Raw genomic sequence first — 22,874 nt, 5'->3', positions numbered from 1 at the left:
TATATACATAAAACAACAAAAAATAAACAAAATAGACAAAAGTTATCATATCTTTTGTCTATTTAAATATTAAAAATTACTTAACTGTAAAATAAACTTACGACTTTGAAATACTAACCCTGTAAATTCATCAATATAAGCATTCATAATTTCAGTCAATTGATCAATCACATCATCATCAAGCTTAAGTAAATCAATATTTTCTAATGAACATTTATTAATATAACGAAATCCCTTTAATACCTCAATTGATAAACGCATATCATACATCCCCAAACATTCTTTACAAACAAAACCACCACTACTAATCGAGATTCCCGCTATATGACTACTGTCTCCACATACACTACATTGCTCCACTTCTAAAGCACAACCAGTTGCCTTTAAAATATAAGCATTAAATAATAGATAAACTAATCTAGGATCATAACCGCTATTTAAATATTTAAGTGCTAAAAGTAAATTATTATAGCACTCTTCATCAGGATCATTATCTAAAATATATTTATAAACATATTCAATAAAATAACTAGCATATGCTTCTAATTCAATATCTTCTTTAATATGAACAAAATAATCAATTACTGATCCTTTTATTAATGTTGATAACCCCTTTCTAGGTATAAATAAATATTCACCTAAAGAAATTGTTTGACAAGCTGGAGCGTTTTTACTTTTCATCTTCTTTACACCACGAGCAATTAAAGCCATTTTGCCATAAGTTTTAGTATATATCCATACTAACATATCACTTTCTTTATAGGGCTTGTTTTTTAAAACAAGCCCTTCGATACTTTCTTCATTATTAATAGTCATCTTCATTATATCCAAATTCTTTTAAATATTTTTGTTTATTACGCCAGTTATTTTCAACTTTAACAAACAACTCCAAATGAACTGGTACTTGTAAAAAACGTTTCATCTCTCTTTGGGCATTCAAACGAATTTTTTTAATCATTGCCCCTTGTTTACCGACAATAATTCCTTTTTGACTCTTACGATCACAAACAATCGTTGCAATAATTTCAACACCATTTTCATCTTCAAGCATTCTTTCAATTACAATTGCAACACTGTGAGGAACTTCCTCTCTTGTAAAATATAAGATTTTTTCCCTAATAAACTCTGCCATTACAAAACGTTCAGGATGATCAGTTAAATGATCTTTAGGATAATACATATTTCCTTCGGGTAAATAATTTTTGATCGTTTTTAATAACAGATCAACATTATTATTTTCTTTTGCACTAATTGGAATAATTTCTTTAAAATCAAATAATTCTTGCCATTGTTGCAATTTAACAACCAACTCTTCTTTACTAACTGTATCAATTTTACTTAAAATTAAAAATACTGGTCCATCTGCTTCTTTTAATCTTTCAATAATATATTTATCACCACGACCAATCTTTTCATTAGCCGGAGCTAAAAACAAGACTAGATCAACCCCAAAAATACTATTTAATGCTGTTGAATTCATAAATGTTCCTAAACGATCTTGAGGTTTATGAATACCTGGTGTATCCATAAAAATAATTTGCGCTTGATCATCAGTATAAATTCCTTGAATCGTATTTCTAGTTGTCTGAGCAACATCAGACATGATTGCTAATTTAGTTTCTAATATACAATTTAATAATGTTGATTTCCCTACGTTAGGACGACCAACTATGCTTACAAATCCTGATTTAAACATGATAAATTTTCCTCTGTAAATGCCATTGGCAATAATTCTTTCATTAAAATTGTTTTATATTCCTGAAAATTTGCTAATATAATCAAACAATTTTCAGGAAGTAACTCACTCATTACTTGTCGACATATTCCACATGGTGAAATAATCTTATCACTACTAGCAACAACTGCTAGTAATTCAATATCATTTTTACGATAACCATTACAATATGCACTATATATCGCATTTCTTTCTGCACACATCGATGCACCATAAGATGCGTTTTCAATATTTGTACCGATAAAATACTTGCCATCTTTAGTTTTTAAACAAGCTCCTACTTTAAAATTAGAATATGGAGAATATGAATTTTTAGATGCTTCAAAAGCTTTATCAATGATTGTTTGATATAACATTTTATCGCTCAATTTTCAATGCATTTAAAATCTTTTTTTGCATCGCAATCATTTTTTCTTCATCTTCTTTTTCCATATGATCAAAGCCTAAAAGATGCAATAAACCATGCGTAAACAAAAAACACATTTCCCTTTTTAAACTATGTCCATATTCATTAGCTTGCATCAATGCATGATCAACTGAAATAAAAATATCTCCAATATTTCTTGCCATTCCTTCAACATAATATTGCTCACTATCTTCCAAAGCAAAACTAATAACATCGGTAGCTCGATCAATATTACGATATTCTTTATTAATTTCATGTATTTTTTGATCATCAACTAAAATACACGATAATTCAAGATCATCACTGATTTCTAATTGTTTACTTGCTTCATTAATAATATTTAAATAATCTTGATAATAATCTTCTTTAAAATCATTTACTTCATTTATTAGTGCAAAATCAATTTTCATTTTATTACCTCATCTATCAATTTTTCCGCCTTTAATTATAACACAATCATAAAATTGATTCACTATTTTTGTTTGATGAGCAACAATAATTACCATTATTTCCTTACGCTTATAATAAAGATAATTTAAAATTTTAGACACTTTATTATCATCGACATTACTTAAAGCTTCATCTAAGATCAATACTTCTGGTTTTAACAACAAAGCACGAATAAGCATGATTACTTGACGTTGTCCCGATGATAAAGGTTTTCCATCTACTTCCACTATCATCTCTAAACGATCAATTAATTCATCTAATTCAAATTCTTTTAATAATTGATACATCAATTGTTCATTTTTACTTTTTAATAAAAGATTAAAACGTAATGATTCTTGATAAAAAATAGGTTCTTTATCTAAATAAATAATTTTTTGATACAAAGAAGATAATTCAATTTTATTAATATCTACATTATTTATTAAAATATTACCCTTTACTAAATCATCATGTTTCATCAATAGCTTTAATAATGTTGATTTACCAGCTCCGGTATCTCCTTTTAGCCATAATGAGTTATTAATTACTAAATCTAAATGATCAATAATTGGTTTATTATAACCATAACTATATGTAATATGATCATATTTAATTTCTTTTATTCTATCTTTTAGTTTGATTTTCTTCTCTTTTTTTTCTGGAATAATTTCTTTATATCGTTCATAAATAATCATTATTTCATCTTTTTCAATAATAAAAGAAATTAAATTAAATAACGGTTCAAACAAATACGACGTCAACATATAAAACAAAACAATATCCCCAATACTAATATATCCTTTTTTATAATAATAACTTGCAATTAACACAACTAAAAAAGCTAATCCCTGAACTAAAAACTCACTTACAATATTTAAATCATTAAATTTTTTACCCCGTAAAAAAACATTATAATTATACTTATCAAATAAATAATTGATCTTTTCACGAGCAAACTGTTTTAAAAAAAACTGATGACTATTATAAAAATTCTTTAAATATTCCAAATACCCATTATTCATTCTCTCTTGACTAGTAATAATCTTTTTATTTGCCTCATTTATTCGTTTCATTCCCTTAATTACAACTAAACTAATTATCAATAATACTATAAACACAACAATCCCTATTTCAACCGAAAAAATAAACAATGCAACAATAATACCCATTATCAATACTAAATCCATAAATACAACTGTATAAAAATGAATAAAAAAATTGCTTAAAGAAAATAAATTTTGCACTCTTGTCAACATAGCTCCTTGACGACTATATGATAAATAACGAAATGGTAAATACATCATTTTAACTACCGTTTTATTTACATATTCATAGTTTAGTTTTTTTTGGATTTCAACTTCCAAATTCTTCCTTTGATAATCTATAACAATTCTTATTGTTGCAACAAAAATAAAGATTCCACTAAAAATAACAACTATATAAAAATCCATCTCTTCAATCGAATTAATCAACCCTTGAAAATAAAACGAACCAAAAATACTACAAACAGAAATAACAATTGCTTTAATCAGCAATGCAATTACATCACGATAATTACTTTTTAAATGCTTAATTAAAAACTCTTTAAAACTATAATCCTTTTCTCCTTGTTTTATTACATATCTTCCAACGTGTTCATTACAAATACATACTCCGGTAAATATTTTTTCTAATTCCTCATATTTTAATCTAATTAATCCCTTAGCTGGATCACCAATTATTAAATATCGTTTTGTTATTTTATATAAAACCATAAAATGTGTCATATTATCATTGATTACATGAATAATACATGGTAATTTAGCTTCTTTTAATAATGTTTCAAAATCACATTGATAAGCTTTAGCATCAAAATTAAATGATTGTAAACATCTAATCATACCATATACGCTAATTCCTTCAGTAGTTAAGCGACATCTATCTTTAATCTCTTTAATAAAAATATCATGATGATAATATTTTAAAAGCATCTTAATGCAATAAGCACCACAACTATATTCGTCATCTTGTTTATATATTGGGTATTTTTTCATAATAAAACCTCCTATTATCATTTACGATCATAGAAGGATAAATTACTACTTATTTTATTAAATAGGTGATTATTACCTGCGTTATTCCAGCGATAATCATGACAAAAATAGGATTTAATTTTTTTACTCGTAATAAAATAATTGAAACAATAAATATAATAATCGAACTAATATTTACATTAGTTTTACTAAAAAAACTATCCTGGATAATAAGTAAACCTGATACCCCAATCATTGCTACTACTGCTGGTCGAATATATTTTAAAATACTTTGAATAACGGACATCTGCTTATATTTTAAATAAACATAGGCAATTAAAGAAACAATGATACAAGAAGGGATAATACAGCCTAGTGTTGCTACTATTGCTCCTAAAAGACCATCAATTTTTAAACCAACAAAAGTAGCTGAATTAATTGCAATTGGACCAGGTGTCATTTGTGAAATCGTAATCAAATCACTAAATTCATTAAATGATAACCAATTATGAAGCTCGACTACCTGATGTTGAATTAATGGCAATGCCGCATAACCACCACCAAAACTAAAAGCACCAATCTGGATAAAACTAATCAACAATTTCCATAATAACATCATCTTTTTCTCCAATACTCAACCATACTTTGGATAGCTCCAATTAAACCACAGCCAATAACAATATAAACAACACTAATATCATAAATATATGTTAATACAAAAGCAATAATCATAATTACAATCAATACTTTTTCATGCTCATCAACAATTCCTCTTGCCATATCATATGTAACCGAAGCAATTATCGCCCCAATAGCTGCTTGCATTCCAAAAAGAATTAAACTAATTATTTCATTACTTTTAAAAGCCTCATAAAATAATGAAACTAACGAGATAATCACAAATGGCGGGATAATTGTTGCTATTATTGAAACAAGCGCACCTTTAATTCCCGCTAATTTAAAACCAATTACAATCGCCCCATTTACAGCAATTGGCCCTGGTGCCGATTGTCCAATCGCAACTAGATCCAACATTTCTTTTTCTTCAATCCAATTTAACTCATCAACATATTTATTTTTCATCAGTGTTACAATTACATATCCACCACCAAAAGTAAAAGCACTCAAATATAAATTAGTAATAAATAATTTAAATAACATCTTCTTATTCATCGTCATCACCAACAATTAAAGGGATTTATAAATTAAATCCCTATCCATTAACTTCTTCAATTACAGCACTTAAAATCTCAATCATTTCATCAACATGTTTTTCTTCAATAATAAATGGTGGTAACATTCTAATAACATTATTACCAGCACTAACAAAGATTAATCCTTTATCTAAAGCTTTTTGAATATAAGGTTTTACTGGATTAGTAAACTCTAATCCAATCATTAATCCTAAACCACGACGTTCTTTAATAACATCATATTTTTCAACCAACTCATCTAATTTTTCAATCAAATACTCACTAATATCTTGAACATGTTCTAAAATATTATTTTCTTCAATAATCTTAAACACGGTTTTACAAGCACACCCTGCCATTGGATTACCGCCATAAGTAGATCCATGATCTCCAGGTTTTAAAGCAGCTCCGACTTTTTCATTTGCAACGAAAGCCCCCATTGGAAAACCAGCACCAATTCCTTTAGCAAGACAAACAATATCTGGCATAATTCCATATTGGAAATAAGTCATGATTGTTCCTGTTCTTCCCATACCACATTGTACTTCATCTAAGATCATTACAATATCATGATCATCACACAATTGTCTAATACCACTCATAAATTCTTGGCTGCAAACATGAATACCACCTTCACCTTGAACTGGTTCAAAAATAATTGCAGCAGTACGAGGTGTAATTAATTGTTTAACTGACTCTAAATCATTAATTGAAGCATATTTAACACCTGGAAGCAAAGGACCAAATGCTTCTTGGTATGCTGGTGTTCCTGTTAAAGTAACTGAACCTGTAGTACGTCCATGAAATGAATGTTTTAAACTAATAATTTCACTATCAGCTTGATGATGTTTTTCATAATAATACTTACGTGCTAACTTCAAAGCACCTTCAGTTGCTTCAGCCCCACTATTAGTAAAGAAAACACGATTTAATTTAGTTGCTTTTACTACCGCTTCAGCCGCTTCAATTGCTTCAACGCTATTAAAATAATTAGAAATATGCATTAAACGATGCATTTGCTTACATAAAGCATCAGTATATGGCTGATAATCATGGCCAAATGAATTAACTCCAATTCCTGAATAAAAATCTAAATACTTTTTACCATTGATGTCATATAAATAAACACCTTTTCCATGATCGAAAGTAATATCATATCGACCATAAGCCTTCATAAAAACATCATTTGCTCTATCATAATAACTCATATTAAATATCCCCCAATTTAAGTTTGGTTGCTAGACGATAATATACATCAACCGCCTGAAGCAACACTTCTTCATTAAAATTAAACGTCTCTGTATGTAAACCACTTGAATATTCATCAGATTTAGTACCAACATAAAAGAAAATCCCTGGAATTTCTTTTTGATAATATGCAAAATCCTCTGCAAGCATTAATGGTTCTTTTAATTCCTCATAATTTTGATCAACAATATTTACAAACTGATGATACAACTTATAATCATTTAAAACCGGTGGATACATTGGCGGACAACTAAAGTCTATCTTGCAGCCATATGTATTTTCCATTCCTTTGTTAATTGCTTGCATCGTATCCGTAATTTTTGTAAACACTACTTCATTATATGTTCTTAGCGTACCTTTAAACTCTACGCGATCAGCAACAATATTTCTAACTGTTCCACCTTTAATTTCACCAATATTGATTACACAACTTTCAACCGGTGAAATAACTCGTGAAATAATACTTTGATACTGACAAATTATTTGACTGGCAATTACAATCGCATCTATTCCTAAATGATACAATCCCGCATGTGCACTTTTACCTTTAATAACTACATCTAATTCCCCATTTTGAGCCATTAAAGGTCCTGGTCGACAAGCAATTTTACCACTATCGATTGAAGGCATTAAATGCATTCCAAAAATAGCTTCTACATGGTACTTTTGTAATATTCCTCGTTCAACTAACAACTTAGCACCACCAGGTGCTTCTTCAGCCGGTTGAAAAATCAATAAAATATTAAAATCAAACGATTCATCACTTTCTTTTAATCTTTTTGCCAATGCTAAAAGTGCTGCCATATGACCATCATGACCACAAGCATGCATATATCCATCATGTTTAGACTTAAAATTACAATTAGTCTGTTCACTAATCTTTAAACCATCCATATCACTACGAAAAGCTACTGTTTTATCTTGATGATGATCAATATATACTAATATTCCCGTATCTAATATTGAAATGGGATCGTATCCCATTTCAATTAGTTCTTTTTTTAAATAATTAGATGTCTGATATTCTTGTAAACCAAGTTCAGGAATTTGATGTAACTGGCGACGCCATTTTTTTATTTGTTCTAAAGCGTCCATATTAATCTCCTAAAGCTTTCTTAAATCATCCATTAACTGTGTTTTACCTTCAGTTTTTTCATCTTTTTGTTCTTTAATAATTCTTGCTGGATTCCCAACAACAACTGCTCCAGCAGGAACATCTTCAGTAACGATTGAACCAGCTCCAACCACAGCTCCTTTACCAATACGCACACCTTCAATTACAACTGCATTAGCACCAATCAATACATCATCTTCTAAAATAACCGGTGAAGCACTAGGTGGTTCAATAACTCCAGCTAAAACTGCTCCAGCTCCAACATGGCAACGTTTACCAACTTCAACACGTCCACCAAGTATTGCACCCATATCGATCATTGTTCCTTCTCCAATTTTAACACCGATATTAATTATCGCACCCATCATAATAACCGCATTATCACCAATACTTACATGCTCTCTAATAAATGCACCTGGTTCAATTCTAGCATTAATATTTGTCATATCTAATAAAGGAATCGCACTATTACGACGATCTTGTTCTAAATAAGAATCTTTGATTAACTCTTTATTAGCTTCCATATATGCTTTAATCAAATCTAAATCACCAATACAAACTCTGCTGTCACTACCACCAAACATCTTAAAATCAGTTGCTTCTGGTAAATTTTCTCCTTTTAAATAAACTTTCACTGGTGTTTGTTTTTTAGCATCACCAATAAACTTAATAATTTCTTCTGCACTATTTAACATAATCTTCTCCTTTTCTATACTTCAATCGTTCCTTCAAAAACATTAACAGCTGGTCCTGACATCATGATTGTATCATTAATATACTCTATTTCTAAACAACCACCTAATAATTCTACTGTAACTTTATTTTTAGTATAGTTATTTAAATAACTAGCATACATTGCTGCACAAGCTCCAGTACCACATGCCATTGTTTCTCCAGAACCTCGTTCCCAAACACGCATTTTTATATAATGATCATTAATAACTTCAACAAACTCAGTATTGACACCTTCTGGAAACATTTCATGAAATTCAAATTTAGGTCCAATTTTCTTTAAATCCAATGTCTCTAAATCATCTACAAATGTTACTGTATGCGGGTTACCCATTGAAATACTTGTTAAATTATATTTATAATCATCAATTACAATTGTTTGATCGATCATTGTTTCTTGATTATAATTACATGGAATATCACTGCATGTCAAGATTGGTTTACCCATATCAACCTTAGCCCCAATACACTTATCTCCATCAAATAACAATTCAACAATTCGTAAACCTGCTTTAGTTTCAATTTCTAATACATGTTTATCACTTAATTTATGATCATATATAAATTTCGCAAAACAGCGGATACCATTACCACACATTTTACCTTCACTACCATCAAGATTAAACATTCGCATTTTAAAATCATATTTATCCGATGGTAAAATAACGATCATTCCATCACTACCAATCCCAAAATGTCGATCACTTATTTTTTTAATAAACTCTTTATCCATACAAACATCTTGGTTTATCCCATCAACATAAATATAATCATTTCCAAGACCTTCCATTTTTGTAAAATGTAATCGCATAGTTAACTCCTTTCTGTGTTTACAAAATTTTATCAAAACAATGAAATTTTTTCAATTCTTAGATTAAATTTTCTTATAATAAATAGCATATAATATAATGGTGATAAAATGGAATACATGTTTAAAAAAGTCAATCGCGTACTTAAAATCATTCTTTCAATTATTATTTTTATAATTATTTGCTATTGTGTGTAATAGTGCATATTAGATGTTAAAAAATAAGTAAACTGCTATAATATTTTCGAGGTGATAACAATGGTTGAATTTAATGGTGTACTAGTTGAAGTAAAAAATGGTTATATGGAAGAAAAAGAGATTCAAGCTTATATCAATTATTTAAAAAATAAATTTCCTGATGAATCTTTAAAATCACTTTCAATAACAATTGATGGAAATGATGTAGATTTAGATTATGTTTTAAAACCCCAAAACTTTGAAAGAATCCGTAGAATTACCGGATATCTTGTAGGAACTCTTGATCGTTTTAATGATGCTAAAGCAGCCGAAGAACGCGATCGAATAAAACATGCATAAAAAGGTAAAGTCACTAATTTAGTGATTTTACCTTTTTTCATGTCTCGCTATTTAAATTTATAATGCATATACTTTATAAATAACGTCTTATATCTTCTTCTACTAATATTTAATTTTATTCCATTTTTAAGACAAATAGTATTATTTAATATTGAACTAATATAATCCATATTTACTATTACATTTCTTGAACAATAACAAAAATTATCTTGCAAAATTGTATAAATACTTGATAAGCTTTTATTTAAAATTCTAAACTCTGCTTTATCAGTAACAATAATCAAGTCACCTAAATCACTTTTTATATACATAATATCTGTTATTTTAATTGATACTAACCCATTTTTATAAGTAAATTGTAACTCTTTTTCTTCAGATAAAATCTCAAAAAACTTATTTAATGCTAGTGGTAATTCATCATTTAACTTACTTTTTAAAACATAACCAATTACATTTTTATCAAATGCATTTTTAAGATGCTTGGAACATGCTGTTACATATATTAAGAATACATTTTTATCACGCAATTTTTTTATAATATCTAAACCTGCTTTTTCAGGCAGATCAATTTCCACTAAATATAAAGAAAAATCGATCTTTGAACTTAAACATTTTTTTGATGAGTCAAAATAATATATTTCTTCTTTAACAAAACCATATTTTAATAAAATTTCGATAATCATTGATAAAGAACTATCACTATCATCAACTATAGCTACCTTAATCATAATATCCTCTCCCAAATATATTTAATACCCTCTACATATAATTGTACTTTATTTAAACAATATGTCAAATTTATATTTAAATAATCCATTCAATCAAAAATACCTACCACTCACCTAAATAGTATTGTTATTCATATATATAAATTGTATATATAAGTTAAGGGAAACAAATACCAAGATTTTACTTAAAATAAGGAGGGATTCATATAAGGCTATTACAACTTTTATTAGACACAAAAATACTTATAAATAATAAATTTAAAAAACAATTTATTATTTAGTAAGACTTTTATAACATTTCATAAAACTAATATAATAATCTAAATATTTTGGTAAATGTTTATTAACTTTTTTTACACAATTATAATTATTTTAAAATTACAGAAAGGAAGCTAAAATTAATATGAAAAAAATAATAATTACATTATTAGCTATAATAATATCTTTTTTAGTTGGAACTGTATCTGTCGATGCCTATGCTTTAACTGGTTGGAAATTTAGTACAATATCTGAATCTTATAAATGGGGAAATAATATTTCTAAAGTATCTTCTTCTTATAAAAATGCATTCATAAAAGCTGTAGATTCTTGGAACAACGCTGTAAATGTAAAATATTCATATCACTATAATTCTAAAAATACTTGTGACACTTATAGTAAAAGTAGCAACAGTGAATATGGTACTACAGTCACTACATACAACAGTAATAAAAAAGTGGTTGAATTTCATTCAAAAATAAATTCAGCCAATACAAATATAACTGGAAATGTTTACCAAAGTGTTGCGGCTCATGAACTAGGACACCCATATGGTTTAGGTGATTTAAGCAGCGGTAATTCTCTTATGAGTCATGCTAGAAATAGAAATACTATATATAAACCACAAACCGATGATATAAATGGAATTAAAAGAATATATCCAGAATGGTATTAAGAAAGAGAGGGCGATCTATGATGAAATACAAATATACAATTATAATTGTAAGTTTATGTCTTATAGCATTTGGCATCGGCATATTTTCTAGACAACAAAAAACTGATAACTCAGGTTATAAACAAGTAATTCACAGTGATTATGATGTTGCCTATAATTTAGAACAATTAAAAGAGGTTTCTGATATTATTGTAAAAGGAAAGTATGTAGAATTTATTGATACATGGAATATGTCAAGAGATCCTATTAATATTCAAAAAGAAGATAGTGAATATTATATTGAAGGAAAAAATTATCGTTTTCAAATTGAAGAAGTAATAAAGGGTAATCCTGAAAGCGATTCAATAATCGTAAGTATCGAATCAGCAACAAGAAATTCAATTGACTTTCGTGAAAATGATAATGATCAACCAGATATTCATCACTACATGTACACAAATCCTCGTTTTATTGAACCAGATATTGGAAATGAGTATGTATTATTTTTAGATTATAATAATAGTATTGAGAATTTTGATTATTATTATGGAGCAATTGAACCATTTTCTATTAAAATCGAAAATAATAAAACAATCTTACAAAGTAATTTAATTATTGATAAAATTAGAAAACAAAAAGAATCAACTGCTATAAATGTCGATGGTGTTGAAGTAAATGTAAAAGAAGAATTAGTCCCTCTAGATGATTTTATTGGTGAAATGGACTATGACCAATTAAAAAATATGCTATTTAATTAATTCAATTTTAAATAATCAATAATTTTCTTTAGATACAAATTAAATCTGATGAGGAGATATGCTGATAAATGTGTATCTCCTTTCAATTCAATAGGAAAACAGTGAAAATCCCTACTATTAATTGTTTATATATGACCTTTTTTAATATTTTTATTATTTATTCATTTAAAATTATTAATTTAAAAATAAATATCGCTCACTAATTATTGCCATTTATATTTATAAATGATATATATTAAGTAAGAGAATAATTATCAAATTATATTGAAAAAAACAAATAAATTTCCATAAATAACACCTATCAATCTTATCCAAATAATCTTTAAAATATAATATAAAATAATTCCCTTTCATCAATAATCAAAAACAATTAAATTTATAAATCTATTAAAAATACTAGTTACTAATTATATATTAAGCATAAATAATTAATATATAATAGATTGGAGAAAATTATGAAAAAAATTTTAGTAGTATATACTATATTTATGGCTAGTATATTATTCTATTTCTCATATGATTCTTATAATTTTATCAATTATGCTAAAATTATGAATATGCAAAATAATCTTGGCAATGAAATTACTTCTTTTCAAATTGATATATTAGATAAAAATTATCATCAAGATGTTTTAAAAACAATTGCCACATATGCAAATCAAAATAAGATTCAATATATCGTTGGTGATTTGATACCTAGTGAAGATGGTTCAATGCTTTATTATGAATACATAAATATTTATGATAATGATTTATTTTATGATAATGTTCGAATGGTTTCTGGTAAAAAAATTGATTTTACAGATTTGAACAATCAAGGCTATATCTCAAGTGATACCAACGATAAACAAGCTACGGGAACAATATCATCATATAATAATACTTACTTTATGCATGAATTTCAGGTTTTTCAATTTAAAAATGCTAATATATATTTACCCGAGGCTTACAATACTCGTCTTAATTTTTTTGTCGAAGGTAATACCAAGGCTAAAAATTTAGCCTCGATGTTACAAGAAAAATATAACGATGAAATAATTACAATTAATTTTCGCCAAGCACACGGTGGAAGCATTGAAGAAATTGAAAGTACTTATCGACAAAGTGATATTGAATATGCCATAGTATGTAGTTTTATTGTAATGTTATTAATTATGCTATGTATTGTTATTAAGGATAAAAAAGAAATTCTAATTAGAAAGATGCATGGTCAAAATTCATTGAGAATTGTATTAGAGCTTTATTTAAAAAAAGCTCTAATGATATGGTTGATTTATGTAATTACATTTTTGATCTTATGGATTTTAGTAATTAGACAGTGGGATAATTTTTATATAGAATTATTTAATGATATTATTAAATACATTAGCATTGGTTTACTGCTTATTCCATTAATTTTATTATTATCACATCTATATATTAAAATGACAACTAATGTAATTGAACTAAAAAATCAACAAAAATCAAAAGCAATGATTTATATCAATGTTATCTTAAAAATCGCTATTAGTATCATTATTATGATGCCATTAGTCACATCACTTAACCAAGCATATTTCAACTTAGAAAAATACATTTATACTAAACAACATTATCAAGAATATACTGATTATTATACATTTGCATATTTTGAAGGTAATAAAGAAGAATTAGAAGAAGTTTTTCAACAAAATATTTACTTTGATATGAGTGATTATAATTATGCTAGTGATATAAACGCGTATGCGTATACCGGGATGCCAAATATTGAAAATACAGAAAACTTACCAATAATATATGTAAATAAAAAATATCTAGAAAATTATCATTTTGTAGACAATGATAATCATGATATAGACATTAATAAAATAAATGATCAAACAATCTTAGTTCCTAAAAAATATCAAAACAAACAAATTCATGAAACAGGTACAATCATAAATGTTAAAAATACTCATAAACACTATAATCTCAATTTACGTCAAAGTGCTTATTATGTTGATGAGCCAATTATTGTAATCTATGCACACAGTGATTGGATATCTGCTAATAGTTAAGGATTATTTTTAAAGAATAAAAATAGAAATGAACTAGAAAATGAAATTTCTAAAATTACTGATCAGGATTATCGTATTTTAAATGTTAAATCCGATATTAATAATTATAGCGTAAGAGCCCAAAATATCTTCATTAATACATTTAGTAAAATTGTAATGTGTTTAGCTTTGTATGCTTTATTTATTTTTCAGTTTGCTTCGTTATATATTCAAGATAATAAAAAAGAACTTTCGATTATGTATTTATCAGGTAAAACTAAGTTTAATCGCTATAGCAATATATTTATTAGTAATTTATGTATATATTTGTTAATTATCTTGATTGCTGTTTTATATAAGAAAATAATGTTTATATTATGTATGGAATTTGCAATTATATTTTTTGTTTTTGATATGATTTTCTTATTATTGTTTATTAGACATTTTGAACGAAAAAGCATCGTTGCTAATTTAAAAGGAGAGTAATAATATGACAGCAGTTATTAAAATGGAGAATGTGTCTAAATCCTTTCAAAAAAATATTGTTTTAGATAATTTAAATTTAGAAGTAGAACAAGGAGAACTAGTCGCTATAATTGGTAAATCAGGTTGTGGGAAATCAACATTATTAAATATTTTAGGCTTGCTTGATAAAGCAAGCAAAGGAAAAGTAGAAATATTTGATCAACAGTCAATTCGTCCTTTTTCAAGAAAAGCTGAAAAGCTATTACATGATAAAATTGGTTATTTATTTCAAAATTATGCATTAATTGAAAACGAAACAATTGAGTATAACTTAAATATTGTATTTGATTATCGAATAAAAAAAGAAGAAAGAAAACAAAAAATTGCTAAAGCATTAGATCAAGTTGGATTAAAAGGAATGGAAAAGAAAAAAGTTTATCAATGTTCCGGTGGTGAACAACAACGTATCGCTCTAGCAAGACTATTAATTAAACCGTGTCAATTAATTTTAGCTGATGAACCAACTGGAAATCTAGATTATGAAAATAAAGAAAAAGTATTTAATTTATTAAAAGCATTTAATCAAAGTGGAAAAACTGTCATTATCGTAACCCATGATATTGAATTAGCTAAAAAGTGTCATAAAATATATCAAATGAATCAGGGAAAATTAAGCAATTATACAAACTAATTATTTATAAAAAAATATTATGAAGAAAAAAATTTATTATTTTTATATTTTTAGTTTGATTATTCTAATGTTTCTTATCTTTGAAGTATATATGCAATAATAATAAAATGACCAAAAAAGATTAACTAATGATAATATTAATAAATTATAAGATATGTTGAATAATCTAGAAACAAAAAAATTATCTACAAATAAAGCTAATGAGTAAAAGAAAATTAATGGGTATCAGGTTCATATTGCATCATATAATCAAAATGATAAATATCTTTTTTCAACCACAATTCGTAATTAATACATAATTGTCAATGATGATGTATATAAAAGTTCTATTGATCAAAATAAAAAGATAATCACTTATTTGAAACAAAAACTGAATATACAAAAAGGGCAATGAACCAAATCATTGCCTTCTTTAATTAATCTAACTCTAAACCACCAGTATATAACTGATAATATGTTCCCTTTTGTTCAATTAGTTTATCATGATCACCACGTTCGATAATTCGTCCTTGATCTAAAACCATAATTGCATCAGAGTTTTTAATTGTTGATAAACGGTGAGCAATAACAAATACTGTTCTACCTTCCATCAATTTATCCATACCACTTTGAACAATACTTTCTGTTCTTGTATCAATACTTGAAGTAGCTTCATCTAAGATCAATACCGGAGGATTAGCAACTGCTGCTCTTGCAATTGCAAGTAACTGACATTGTCCTTGTGATAAACTTGAACCATCACCACTTAACACTGTTTGATAACCATGTTCTAAATGCATGATAAATTCATGAGCATTAGCTAATTTAGCTGCAGCAATACATTCTTCATCAGTTGCATCAAGTTTACCATAACGAATATTATCCATAATTGTTCCCGTAAATAAATGTGTATCTTGTAAAACAATACCTAATGATCTTCTTAAATCTGCTTTTTTAATTAACTTAATATCAATTCCATCATAAGTAATTGATCCTTTTTGAATATCATAAAAACGATTAATTAAGTTAGTGATTGTTGTTTTACCAGCTCCAGTAGCTCCAACGAAAGCTAACTTTTCACCAGGTTTAGCAAATAAATTCATATCATATAAAATCGTTTTATTTTCATTATAACCAAATGTAACATCATGGAAACGAACATCACCAACTAAACGAACATATTCAATCGAATCATCAGGACGACGATGTTCCCAAGCCCAAACACCTGTACGATAATCAACTGGTGATAATGTTCCATCTTCATTTTCTTTAGCATTTACTAAAGTAACATGTCCTTCATCTTTTTCAACTTCTTCATCAAGTAAAGCAAAAATACGACTTGCTCCAGCTAATGCCATTAAAACCATGTTAACTTGTTGAGAAATTTGCCCAATTGGGTTATTGAAAGAACGGTTTAATTGTAAAAAAGATGCAAGGGCTCCAATTGTTAAATTAGTATAACCATTAATTGCAAGTACCCCACCAATTAAAGCAACTAAAACATAACTAACATACCCTAAATTACCAATTAATGGCATCAAGATATTAGCATATTTATTGGCTTCATAAGCACTTTCAAATAATTCTTCATTAACTTTATCAAAATCTTTTTTAGCTTCTTCTTCATGAGTAAAGACTTTTACTACTTTTTGTCCTTCCATCATTTCTTCGATAAAACCATTAACTTTACCTAAATTAATTTGTTGCTGATAAAAATATTTACCACTTCTACTAGTAACATGTTTAGACACAAACAACATTACTATTACCATAAATACACTAATACAAGTCAACGGTACACTAATAATGATCATTGAGACAAAAACACTTAAAATTGTTATACCTGATACAATAACTTGAGGCACACTTTGAGAAATCATTTGTCTTAAAGTATCAGCATCATTTGTATAAATAGACATGATATCTCCATGATTATGAGTATCAAAATATCTAATTGGAAGCTTTTCCATGTGTTCAAACATAGAATCACGAATTTCTTTTAATGAACCTTGAGATACATTAATTAAAATACGGTTGAATCCATATGTTGCAAGTACCCCAATTGCATATATTGCAATCATTCTTATAATCGCATTTAATAATGGTGCAAAATTAGGGTTAGCAGAGTTTATATATGGGGTAATATAATCATCAATCAAACTCTTAATAAAGATAGACCCCGATACATTTGCAATTGTACTGACAATAATTAATAACAATACTACAATACAAGAATTGCGATGTCTTGTAAGAACAAAATTAAATAATCTTTTTAATGTTTTTACTTGATCCTTATTCACTTAAGCTTCCCCCTTTCTTTTGGGTTTCATAAATATCTTTATAAATTTCACTAGTTTGTAGTAATTCATCATTAGTTCCCATTGCTGAAATCTTACCATCATCTAAAACAATAATTAAATCAGCGTCTTCAACTGAACTAATTCTTTGAGCAATAATAATTTTAGTTGTTCCTGGAATTACCTCTTTAAATGCTTTACGAATCAAAGCATCAGTTTTAGTATCAACTGCACTAGTAGAATCATCAAGAATTAAAATCTTTGGTTTTTTAAGCAATGCACGAGCAATACATAATCTTTGTTTTTGTCCACCTGAAACATTACTTCCACCTTGTTCAATATAAGTATCATATTTATCTGGGAAACGTTGAATAAATTCATCGGCATGAGCTAATTTACAAGCATGGATCATTTCTTCATCAGTAGCATTCTTGTTACCCCAGCGAAGATTCTCTTTGATTGTTCCTGAAAATAAGACATTTTTTTGAAGCACCATAGCTACTTCATTTCTAAGCGTATCAAGATCATAACTACGTACATCTTTACCACCAACAAGTACTTCACCACGAGTAACATCATATAATCTAGGAATCAATTGTACAAATGTTGATTTAGCACTACCAGTACCACCAATAATTCCAATCGTTTGTCCAGATTTAATATGAACGTTAATATCTTTTAAGTTAACTTCTTCTTGATCATCAAAATATGAAAAGCTAACATTATTGAAATCAATTGATCCATCTTTAATTTCATATTCAGGATTTGTAGGATTATGTAATGTTGATTTTTCATTAATTACTTCACTAATACGTTGTGCAGAAGCAATTGACATAACAACCATTACAAAAACCATTGATAACATCATTAAGCTCATCAAAATCATCATTACATAAGTAAACATACTTGTAAGTTCACCAGTAGTTAAACTTCCACCAACAATCATATGAGCCCCAAACCAAGAAATACCAATAATACATCCATAAACAGTAAATTGCATAATTGGTTGGTTAAAAACTAAATAACTTTCTGCTTTTAAAAACAATTTATAAATTAAACCAGATGTCTTTTTAAATTTCTCATCTTCATGTTCTTCTCGAACATAGGCTTTTACAACTCTAATTCCATTAACATTTTCTTGAACAGATGCATTTAAATCATCATACGTTCTAAATATTTTTCTAAATAACGGATGTGCTCTAGTCATGATAAAAGCTAAAATAATTCCTAAAAAGATTATTGCAACAACAAAAATCATCGCTAATTCAGCATTAATCGTAAATGCCATAACCATTGCACCAATCATCATTAATGGCGCTCTAATACACATTCTAATAATCATTTGAAAAGCATTTTGAACATTAGTAACGTCTGTCATTAAACGAGTTACTAAACCTGCTGTTGAATATTTATCAATATTTGCAAAAGAAAAATTTTGAATATTATAATACATTGCTTTTCTTAAATTCTTTGCAAAACCTGTTGATGCTTTAGCAGCATATTTACCTGCTAATCCCCCAGCGCTCAAAGAAACAAATGAAGCAATCAACATCATAATACCAATCTTTATTACTGCATCCATATCATTATTATTAATTCCTCTATCAATAATCAATGACATTAAAAATGGAATAGTAACTTCTAAAATTACTTCTATAACAACTAACAACGGAGTTAAAATAGCTGCTTTTTTATATTCTTTTACTTGTGCTAAAAGTGTTTTTAACATCTCTCTACCTCCTTAAAAAATAAATAGCGTGCTATATATTCTTTGAAAATAAATATTAAGAATTACTTCTTAATATTTTTTCTAAATATTCATGTAACCGAGTAATTTCATCTTCATTTAATGAACCTAATAATTCCTCTTCCGATTCCTCAAATGCTTTACGAATTTCTTTATCTAAGCCTGATGCTTTATCTGTAACTTCAATATATTTACTACGTGCATCATGTTTACATGGCACTCGAACAATCAATCCTTTACTTTCGAGACGATTTAAAATACCTGTTAGTGTCGGATTTGAAATATCTAAAATTCTTTCAAGATCTCTTTGAGTTAACTTTTCTCCTTTTTCACGAGCTTTAAACAAATTAATAATGGTAAACATCTGTGCTCCAGTTAAATCAAAGCGATTAAATTTTTTATTTAACTTTTGTTCTTGAAGAATATGTACTTGCTTTATTAAAAATCCAACTTTTTTAGTAGGCATTGTCATTCCTCCTTAGATAGATAGCACGCTATATATTATAATCATGTCATTAATATTGTCAATACCAAAATAAAAGAAAAAGAATCCTAAGATTCTTCGTCTTCTTTCCCCCATTGTTCAAACCATAACTTAGATGAACGTGTCATCTCTTCAATAAAAGGATTAGTCCATTTACGCTTATAAATATCATCAACATAACCCTTACCACCACTTGTCTTATTTGCTCTAGTTGCACGATCATCAAACATTTCAACCAACTTTTCATCACTTAATCTTTCATAACGATTTTTACTTACAACATACTCACTATCAAAACGCATCGGTTTAACACGATTTTTTTGTTGTAAAGTTGGATATCCCATTACTAACATTCCAACTGGTGCTGTATATTGTGGTAAATTCAATAGTTCTCGATGAAATTCATATTGTTCAATAATATCCCCAATAAAACAACTTCCTATCCCCATACTTTCTGCTGCTACTACAGCATTTTGAGCAGCAATCAATGCATCACTATACGCTAGTAAAAAATCACCATAAGAAGGACTTCTCACTTCTTTGTCACCATGATAATACTTAAAAGCATCATACCATTTTTGATAATCGGCAACAAAAATCAATACTAATGGTGCTTTAGCAATAAATGGTTGATTATCACAAGATTTTGCTAATTTTTCTTTTATTTCTTGGTCTTCAACATCAATAATTGAATACAAAGTCATATTCCCCGCTGTTGGCGCTTGAATAGCAGCATCAATAATTAATTTCTTTTTATCCTCTTCAATCATCTCATCACTATAAACTCTTACTGATTTACGTTCAAATAATCCTTTAATTACATCATTCATAATCTACCTCCAAAATAATTTAGCTACATTATACATTAAAAACAAGTAGATACATAGTACCTACTTGTTATTTTCCTTATATTCTAAATATTCATCATATGTAGATAAACGATCTAAAATACCTGTTTCATTAAATTCAATAATACGATTTGCAATTGTTTGAACAAATTGATGGTCATGACTAGTAAATAAAATATTTTCTTTAAAATTAATCAATCCTTGATTCAATGCTTGAATTGATTCAAGATCAAGATGGTTAGTTGGCTCATCTAAAACCAAAACATTAGCTTCTGCCATCATCATTTTTGCAAGCATACATCTAACCTTTTCTCCTCCAGATAAAACCGATGCCTTTTTCAATGCTTCTTCACCTGAAAATAACATTCTTCCAAGCCATCCTCTTAAATCTTGTTCATATTCATCTTTAACCGAAAATTGACGTAACCAATCAACTAATGACAAATCACAATTATTAAAATATTTAGAATTATCTTTAGGGAAATATGATTGTGAAGTAGTTACACCCCATTGGTATGTTCCTTCATCAGGTTCCATTTCTCCCATAATAATCTTAAAGAATACTTCTGTAGCTTTTACATCACCTACAAAAGCAACTTTATCCTTAGGATTAATTGAAAAACTTACATTATTCAACAATTTAACCCCTTCTACTGTCTTAGATAATCCTTCTACTTTTAAAACAATGTTTCCTACTTCACGTCCTGGTTTAAAAGAAATAAACGGATAACGACGAAGTGATGGCTTAATATCAACCATTTCCAAGTTATCTAATAATTTCTTTCTTGAAGTAGCTTGTTTAGCTTTAGAAGCATTAGCACTAAAACGGGCAATAAATTCTTCTAATTCTTTTTTCTTTGCTTCAGCTTTTTTATTTTGATCCTTTGCCTGTTGTAACTGTAACTGACTATATTCATACCAAAAATCATAGTTACCTACATATAATTGAATCTTTGAATAATCAATATCAGCAATATGTGTACAAACCTTATTTAAAAAATAACGGTCATGGCTTACTACAATAACAGTATTTTTAAAATTCATCAAAAAGTTTTCTAACCAACGAATACTTTCTAAATCCAAATGGTTAGTCGGCTCATCTAATAAAAGTACATCAGGATTACCAAATAAAGCTTGTGCTAATAATACTTTTACTTTTTGATTACCATCTAATTCCTTCATCTTTAAATCATGTAATTCACTACTAATTCCTAAACCATTTAAAAGAATCTCTGCATCAACTTCAGCATTCCAACCATCCATTTCTGCAAATTCTCCTTCAAGTTCACCTAATCTAATTCCATCTTCATCATTGAAATCAGGTTTAGCATACAATTTTTCTTTTTCCTGCATAATTTCATAAAGTCTTTTATTACCCATTATTACAGTTTCTACAACACCTTTATCATCATAAGCAAAATGATCCTGTTTTAAAACTGATAAACGTTTATTAGGTTCTAAAATTACTTCACCTTTATTTGGTTCAATTTCACCAGCTAAAATTTTCAAAAAAGTACTTTTACCAGCACCATTAGCACCAATAACACCATAACAATTTCCATCTGTAAATTTAACTGATACATTTTCAAATAAAGCCCTATCTCCATATCTTAAAGATACATTTTGTGTTGATATCATTAATTTATCTCCTTTTTTATTAAAGTCATATTATTATGTCATAAAGTAACGATTAAATCAATACAATTTAACTTTCTTAATAACAATTACTTACAAT

At 27.6% G+C, this 22,874-nt stretch carries 23 protein-coding genes; 6 read left to right on the top strand and 17 right to left on the bottom strand.

Annotated elements, in window-relative coordinates:
• Nucleotides 1–69: 69 nt before the first annotated feature.
• From recO to dapF, 11 genes are read right to left on the bottom strand one after another with little or no spacing between them, the layout of a single operon-like run.
• Entirely contained in the window at nt 70–816 is a 747-nt protein-coding gene (gene recO, locus NQ543_RS03625) for a DNA repair protein RecO (protein WP_039904521.1), read from the bottom strand.
• On the bottom strand, nt 806–1,696 hold the full coding sequence (era, locus tag NQ543_RS03620; RefSeq protein WP_004610341.1) for a GTPase Era: 891 nt from the start codon (nt 1,694–1,696) through the stop codon (nt 806–808). The genes recO and era overlap by 11 nt, the downstream gene beginning before the upstream one ends.
• Nucleotides 1,675–2,091 carry a cytidine deaminase gene (gene cdd / locus NQ543_RS03615; RefSeq protein WP_004610340.1) on the bottom strand — a complete coding sequence of 139 codons (417 nt, stop codon included), beginning with the start codon at nt 2,089–2,091 and terminating at the stop codon, nt 1,675–1,677. The genes era and cdd overlap by 22 nt, the downstream gene beginning before the upstream one ends.
• Nucleotide 2,092: 1 nt before the next feature.
• Nucleotides 2,093–2,551, bottom strand: coding sequence for an rRNA maturation RNase YbeY (gene ybeY, locus NQ543_RS03610; protein ID WP_004610339.1), 459 nt, complete (start codon nt 2,549–2,551; stop codon nt 2,093–2,095).
• 9 nt (nt 2,552–2,560) lie between these two features.
• Complete coding sequence (locus NQ543_RS03605) at nt 2,561–4,603, bottom strand: cysteine peptidase family C39 domain-containing protein (RefSeq protein WP_039904517.1); 2,043 nt, start codon at nt 4,601–4,603, stop codon at nt 2,561–2,563.
• A gap of 49 nt (nt 4,604–4,652) precedes the next feature.
• Nucleotides 4,653–5,198, bottom strand: a complete 546-nt coding sequence (locus tag NQ543_RS03600; protein WP_039904645.1) for a chromate transporter — start codon at nt 5,196–5,198, stop codon at nt 4,653–4,655.
• Nucleotides 5,198–5,755, bottom strand: coding sequence for a chromate transporter (locus NQ543_RS03595; protein WP_004610336.1), 558 nt, complete (start codon nt 5,753–5,755; stop codon nt 5,198–5,200). Before NQ543_RS03595 ends, NQ543_RS03600 begins: the two co-directional genes overlap by 1 nt.
• Before the next feature lie 40 nt (nt 5,756–5,795).
• Complete coding sequence (locus NQ543_RS03590; RefSeq protein ID WP_004610335.1) at nt 5,796–6,983, bottom strand: aspartate aminotransferase family protein; 1,188 nt, start codon at nt 6,981–6,983, stop codon at nt 5,796–5,798.
• 1 nt (nt 6,984) lies between these two features.
• Nucleotides 6,985–8,118 (bottom strand): M20 metallopeptidase family protein, encoded by a 1,134-nt coding sequence (locus NQ543_RS03585; protein ID WP_004610334.1) that lies wholly within the window; start codon nt 8,116–8,118, stop codon nt 6,985–6,987.
• Nucleotides 8,119–8,127: 9 nt separating this feature from the next.
• Nucleotides 8,128–8,832, bottom strand: coding sequence for a 2,3,4,5-tetrahydropyridine-2,6-dicarboxylate N-acetyltransferase (gene dapD / locus NQ543_RS03580; protein ID WP_004610333.1), 705 nt, complete (start codon nt 8,830–8,832; stop codon nt 8,128–8,130).
• A gap of 14 nt (nt 8,833–8,846) precedes the next feature.
• Nucleotides 8,847–9,680 (bottom strand): diaminopimelate epimerase, encoded by an 834-nt coding sequence (dapF, locus tag NQ543_RS03575; protein WP_004610332.1) that lies wholly within the window; start codon nt 9,678–9,680, stop codon nt 8,847–8,849.
• A gap of 255 nt (nt 9,681–9,935) precedes the next feature.
• On the opposite strand from dapF, the gene nrdD reads away from it, so the two are divergent.
• On the top strand, nt 9,936–10,214 hold the full coding sequence (nrdD, locus tag NQ543_RS12150) for an anaerobic ribonucleoside-triphosphate reductase (protein ID WP_004610331.1): 279 nt from the start codon (nt 9,936–9,938) through the stop codon (nt 10,212–10,214).
• Between the two features lie 47 nt (nt 10,215–10,261).
• Here the strand turns inward: nrdD and NQ543_RS03565 are convergent, their stop codons facing one another.
• Nucleotides 10,262–10,942 (bottom strand): LytR/AlgR family response regulator transcription factor, encoded by a 681-nt coding sequence (locus NQ543_RS03565; protein WP_004610330.1) that lies wholly within the window; start codon nt 10,940–10,942, stop codon nt 10,262–10,264.
• A gap of 403 nt (nt 10,943–11,345) precedes the next feature.
• Here NQ543_RS03565 and NQ543_RS03560 point away from each other — a divergent pair, with 403 nt between their 5' ends.
• The 5 genes from NQ543_RS03560 (at nt 11,346) to NQ543_RS03540 (ending at nt 15,784) form a co-directional block, all read left to right on the top strand.
• Nucleotides 11,346–11,876 carry a matrixin family metalloprotease gene (locus NQ543_RS03560; RefSeq protein WP_004610329.1) on the top strand — a complete coding sequence of 177 codons (531 nt, stop codon included), beginning with the start codon at nt 11,346–11,348 and terminating at the stop codon, nt 11,874–11,876.
• A 17-nt stretch (nt 11,877–11,893) separates the two neighbouring features.
• Nucleotides 11,894–12,613 (top strand): hypothetical protein, encoded by a 720-nt coding sequence (locus NQ543_RS03555; protein WP_039904511.1) that lies wholly within the window; start codon nt 11,894–11,896, stop codon nt 12,611–12,613.
• Between the two features lie 455 nt (nt 12,614–13,068).
• On the top strand, nt 13,069–14,649 hold the full coding sequence (locus tag NQ543_RS03550) for a hypothetical protein (RefSeq protein WP_004610327.1): 1,581 nt from the start codon (nt 13,069–13,071) through the stop codon (nt 14,647–14,649).
• Between the two features lie 156 nt (nt 14,650–14,805).
• Entirely contained in the window at nt 14,806–15,114 is a 309-nt protein-coding gene (locus NQ543_RS03545) for a DUF1430 domain-containing protein (RefSeq protein ID WP_004610326.1), read from the top strand.
• A gap of 4 nt (nt 15,115–15,118) precedes the next feature.
• A complete protein-coding gene (locus NQ543_RS03540) occupies nt 15,119–15,784 on the top strand; it encodes a putative bacteriocin export ABC transporter (RefSeq protein ID WP_004610325.1) in 666 nt (221 codons plus the stop codon).
• Between the two features lie 416 nt (nt 15,785–16,200).
• On the opposite strand, the gene NQ543_RS03535 is transcribed toward NQ543_RS03540, so the two are convergent.
• The 5 genes from NQ543_RS03535 to NQ543_RS03515 all read right to left on the bottom strand — a co-directional run bounded on the left by NQ543_RS03535 (nt 16,201) and on the right by NQ543_RS03515 (nt 22,777).
• Entirely contained in the window at nt 16,201–18,063 is a 1,863-nt protein-coding gene (locus NQ543_RS03535) for an ABC transporter ATP-binding protein (RefSeq protein WP_004610324.1), read from the bottom strand.
• Entirely contained in the window at nt 18,056–19,789 is a 1,734-nt protein-coding gene (locus NQ543_RS03530) for an ABC transporter ATP-binding protein (protein ID WP_004610323.1), read from the bottom strand. Before NQ543_RS03530 ends, NQ543_RS03535 begins: the two co-directional genes overlap by 8 nt.
• Before the next feature lie 55 nt (nt 19,790–19,844).
• Entirely contained in the window at nt 19,845–20,273 is a 429-nt protein-coding gene (locus NQ543_RS03525) for a MarR family winged helix-turn-helix transcriptional regulator (protein ID WP_004610322.1), read from the bottom strand.
• 86 nt (nt 20,274–20,359) lie between these two features.
• The gene (locus NQ543_RS03520; protein WP_004610321.1) at nt 20,360–21,121 is read right to left on the bottom strand and encodes a nitroreductase family protein; all 762 of its coding nucleotides are present in this window, start codon (nt 21,119–21,121) and stop codon (nt 20,360–20,362) included.
• Between the two features lie 60 nt (nt 21,122–21,181).
• Nucleotides 21,182–22,777 carry an ABC-F family ATP-binding cassette domain-containing protein gene (locus NQ543_RS03515; protein WP_004610320.1) on the bottom strand — a complete coding sequence of 532 codons (1,596 nt, stop codon included), beginning with the start codon at nt 22,775–22,777 and terminating at the stop codon, nt 21,182–21,184.
• Nucleotides 22,778–22,874 lie beyond the last annotated feature (97 nt).

It is taken from the genome of Thomasclavelia spiroformis DSM 1552, assembly GCF_025149465.1.
In the GTDB taxonomy this organism is placed as follows: Bacteria; Bacillota_I; Bacilli_A; order Erysipelotrichales; family Coprobacillaceae; genus Thomasclavelia; species Thomasclavelia spiroformis.
This window is presented reverse-complemented; position numbering and strand designations above follow the sequence as displayed.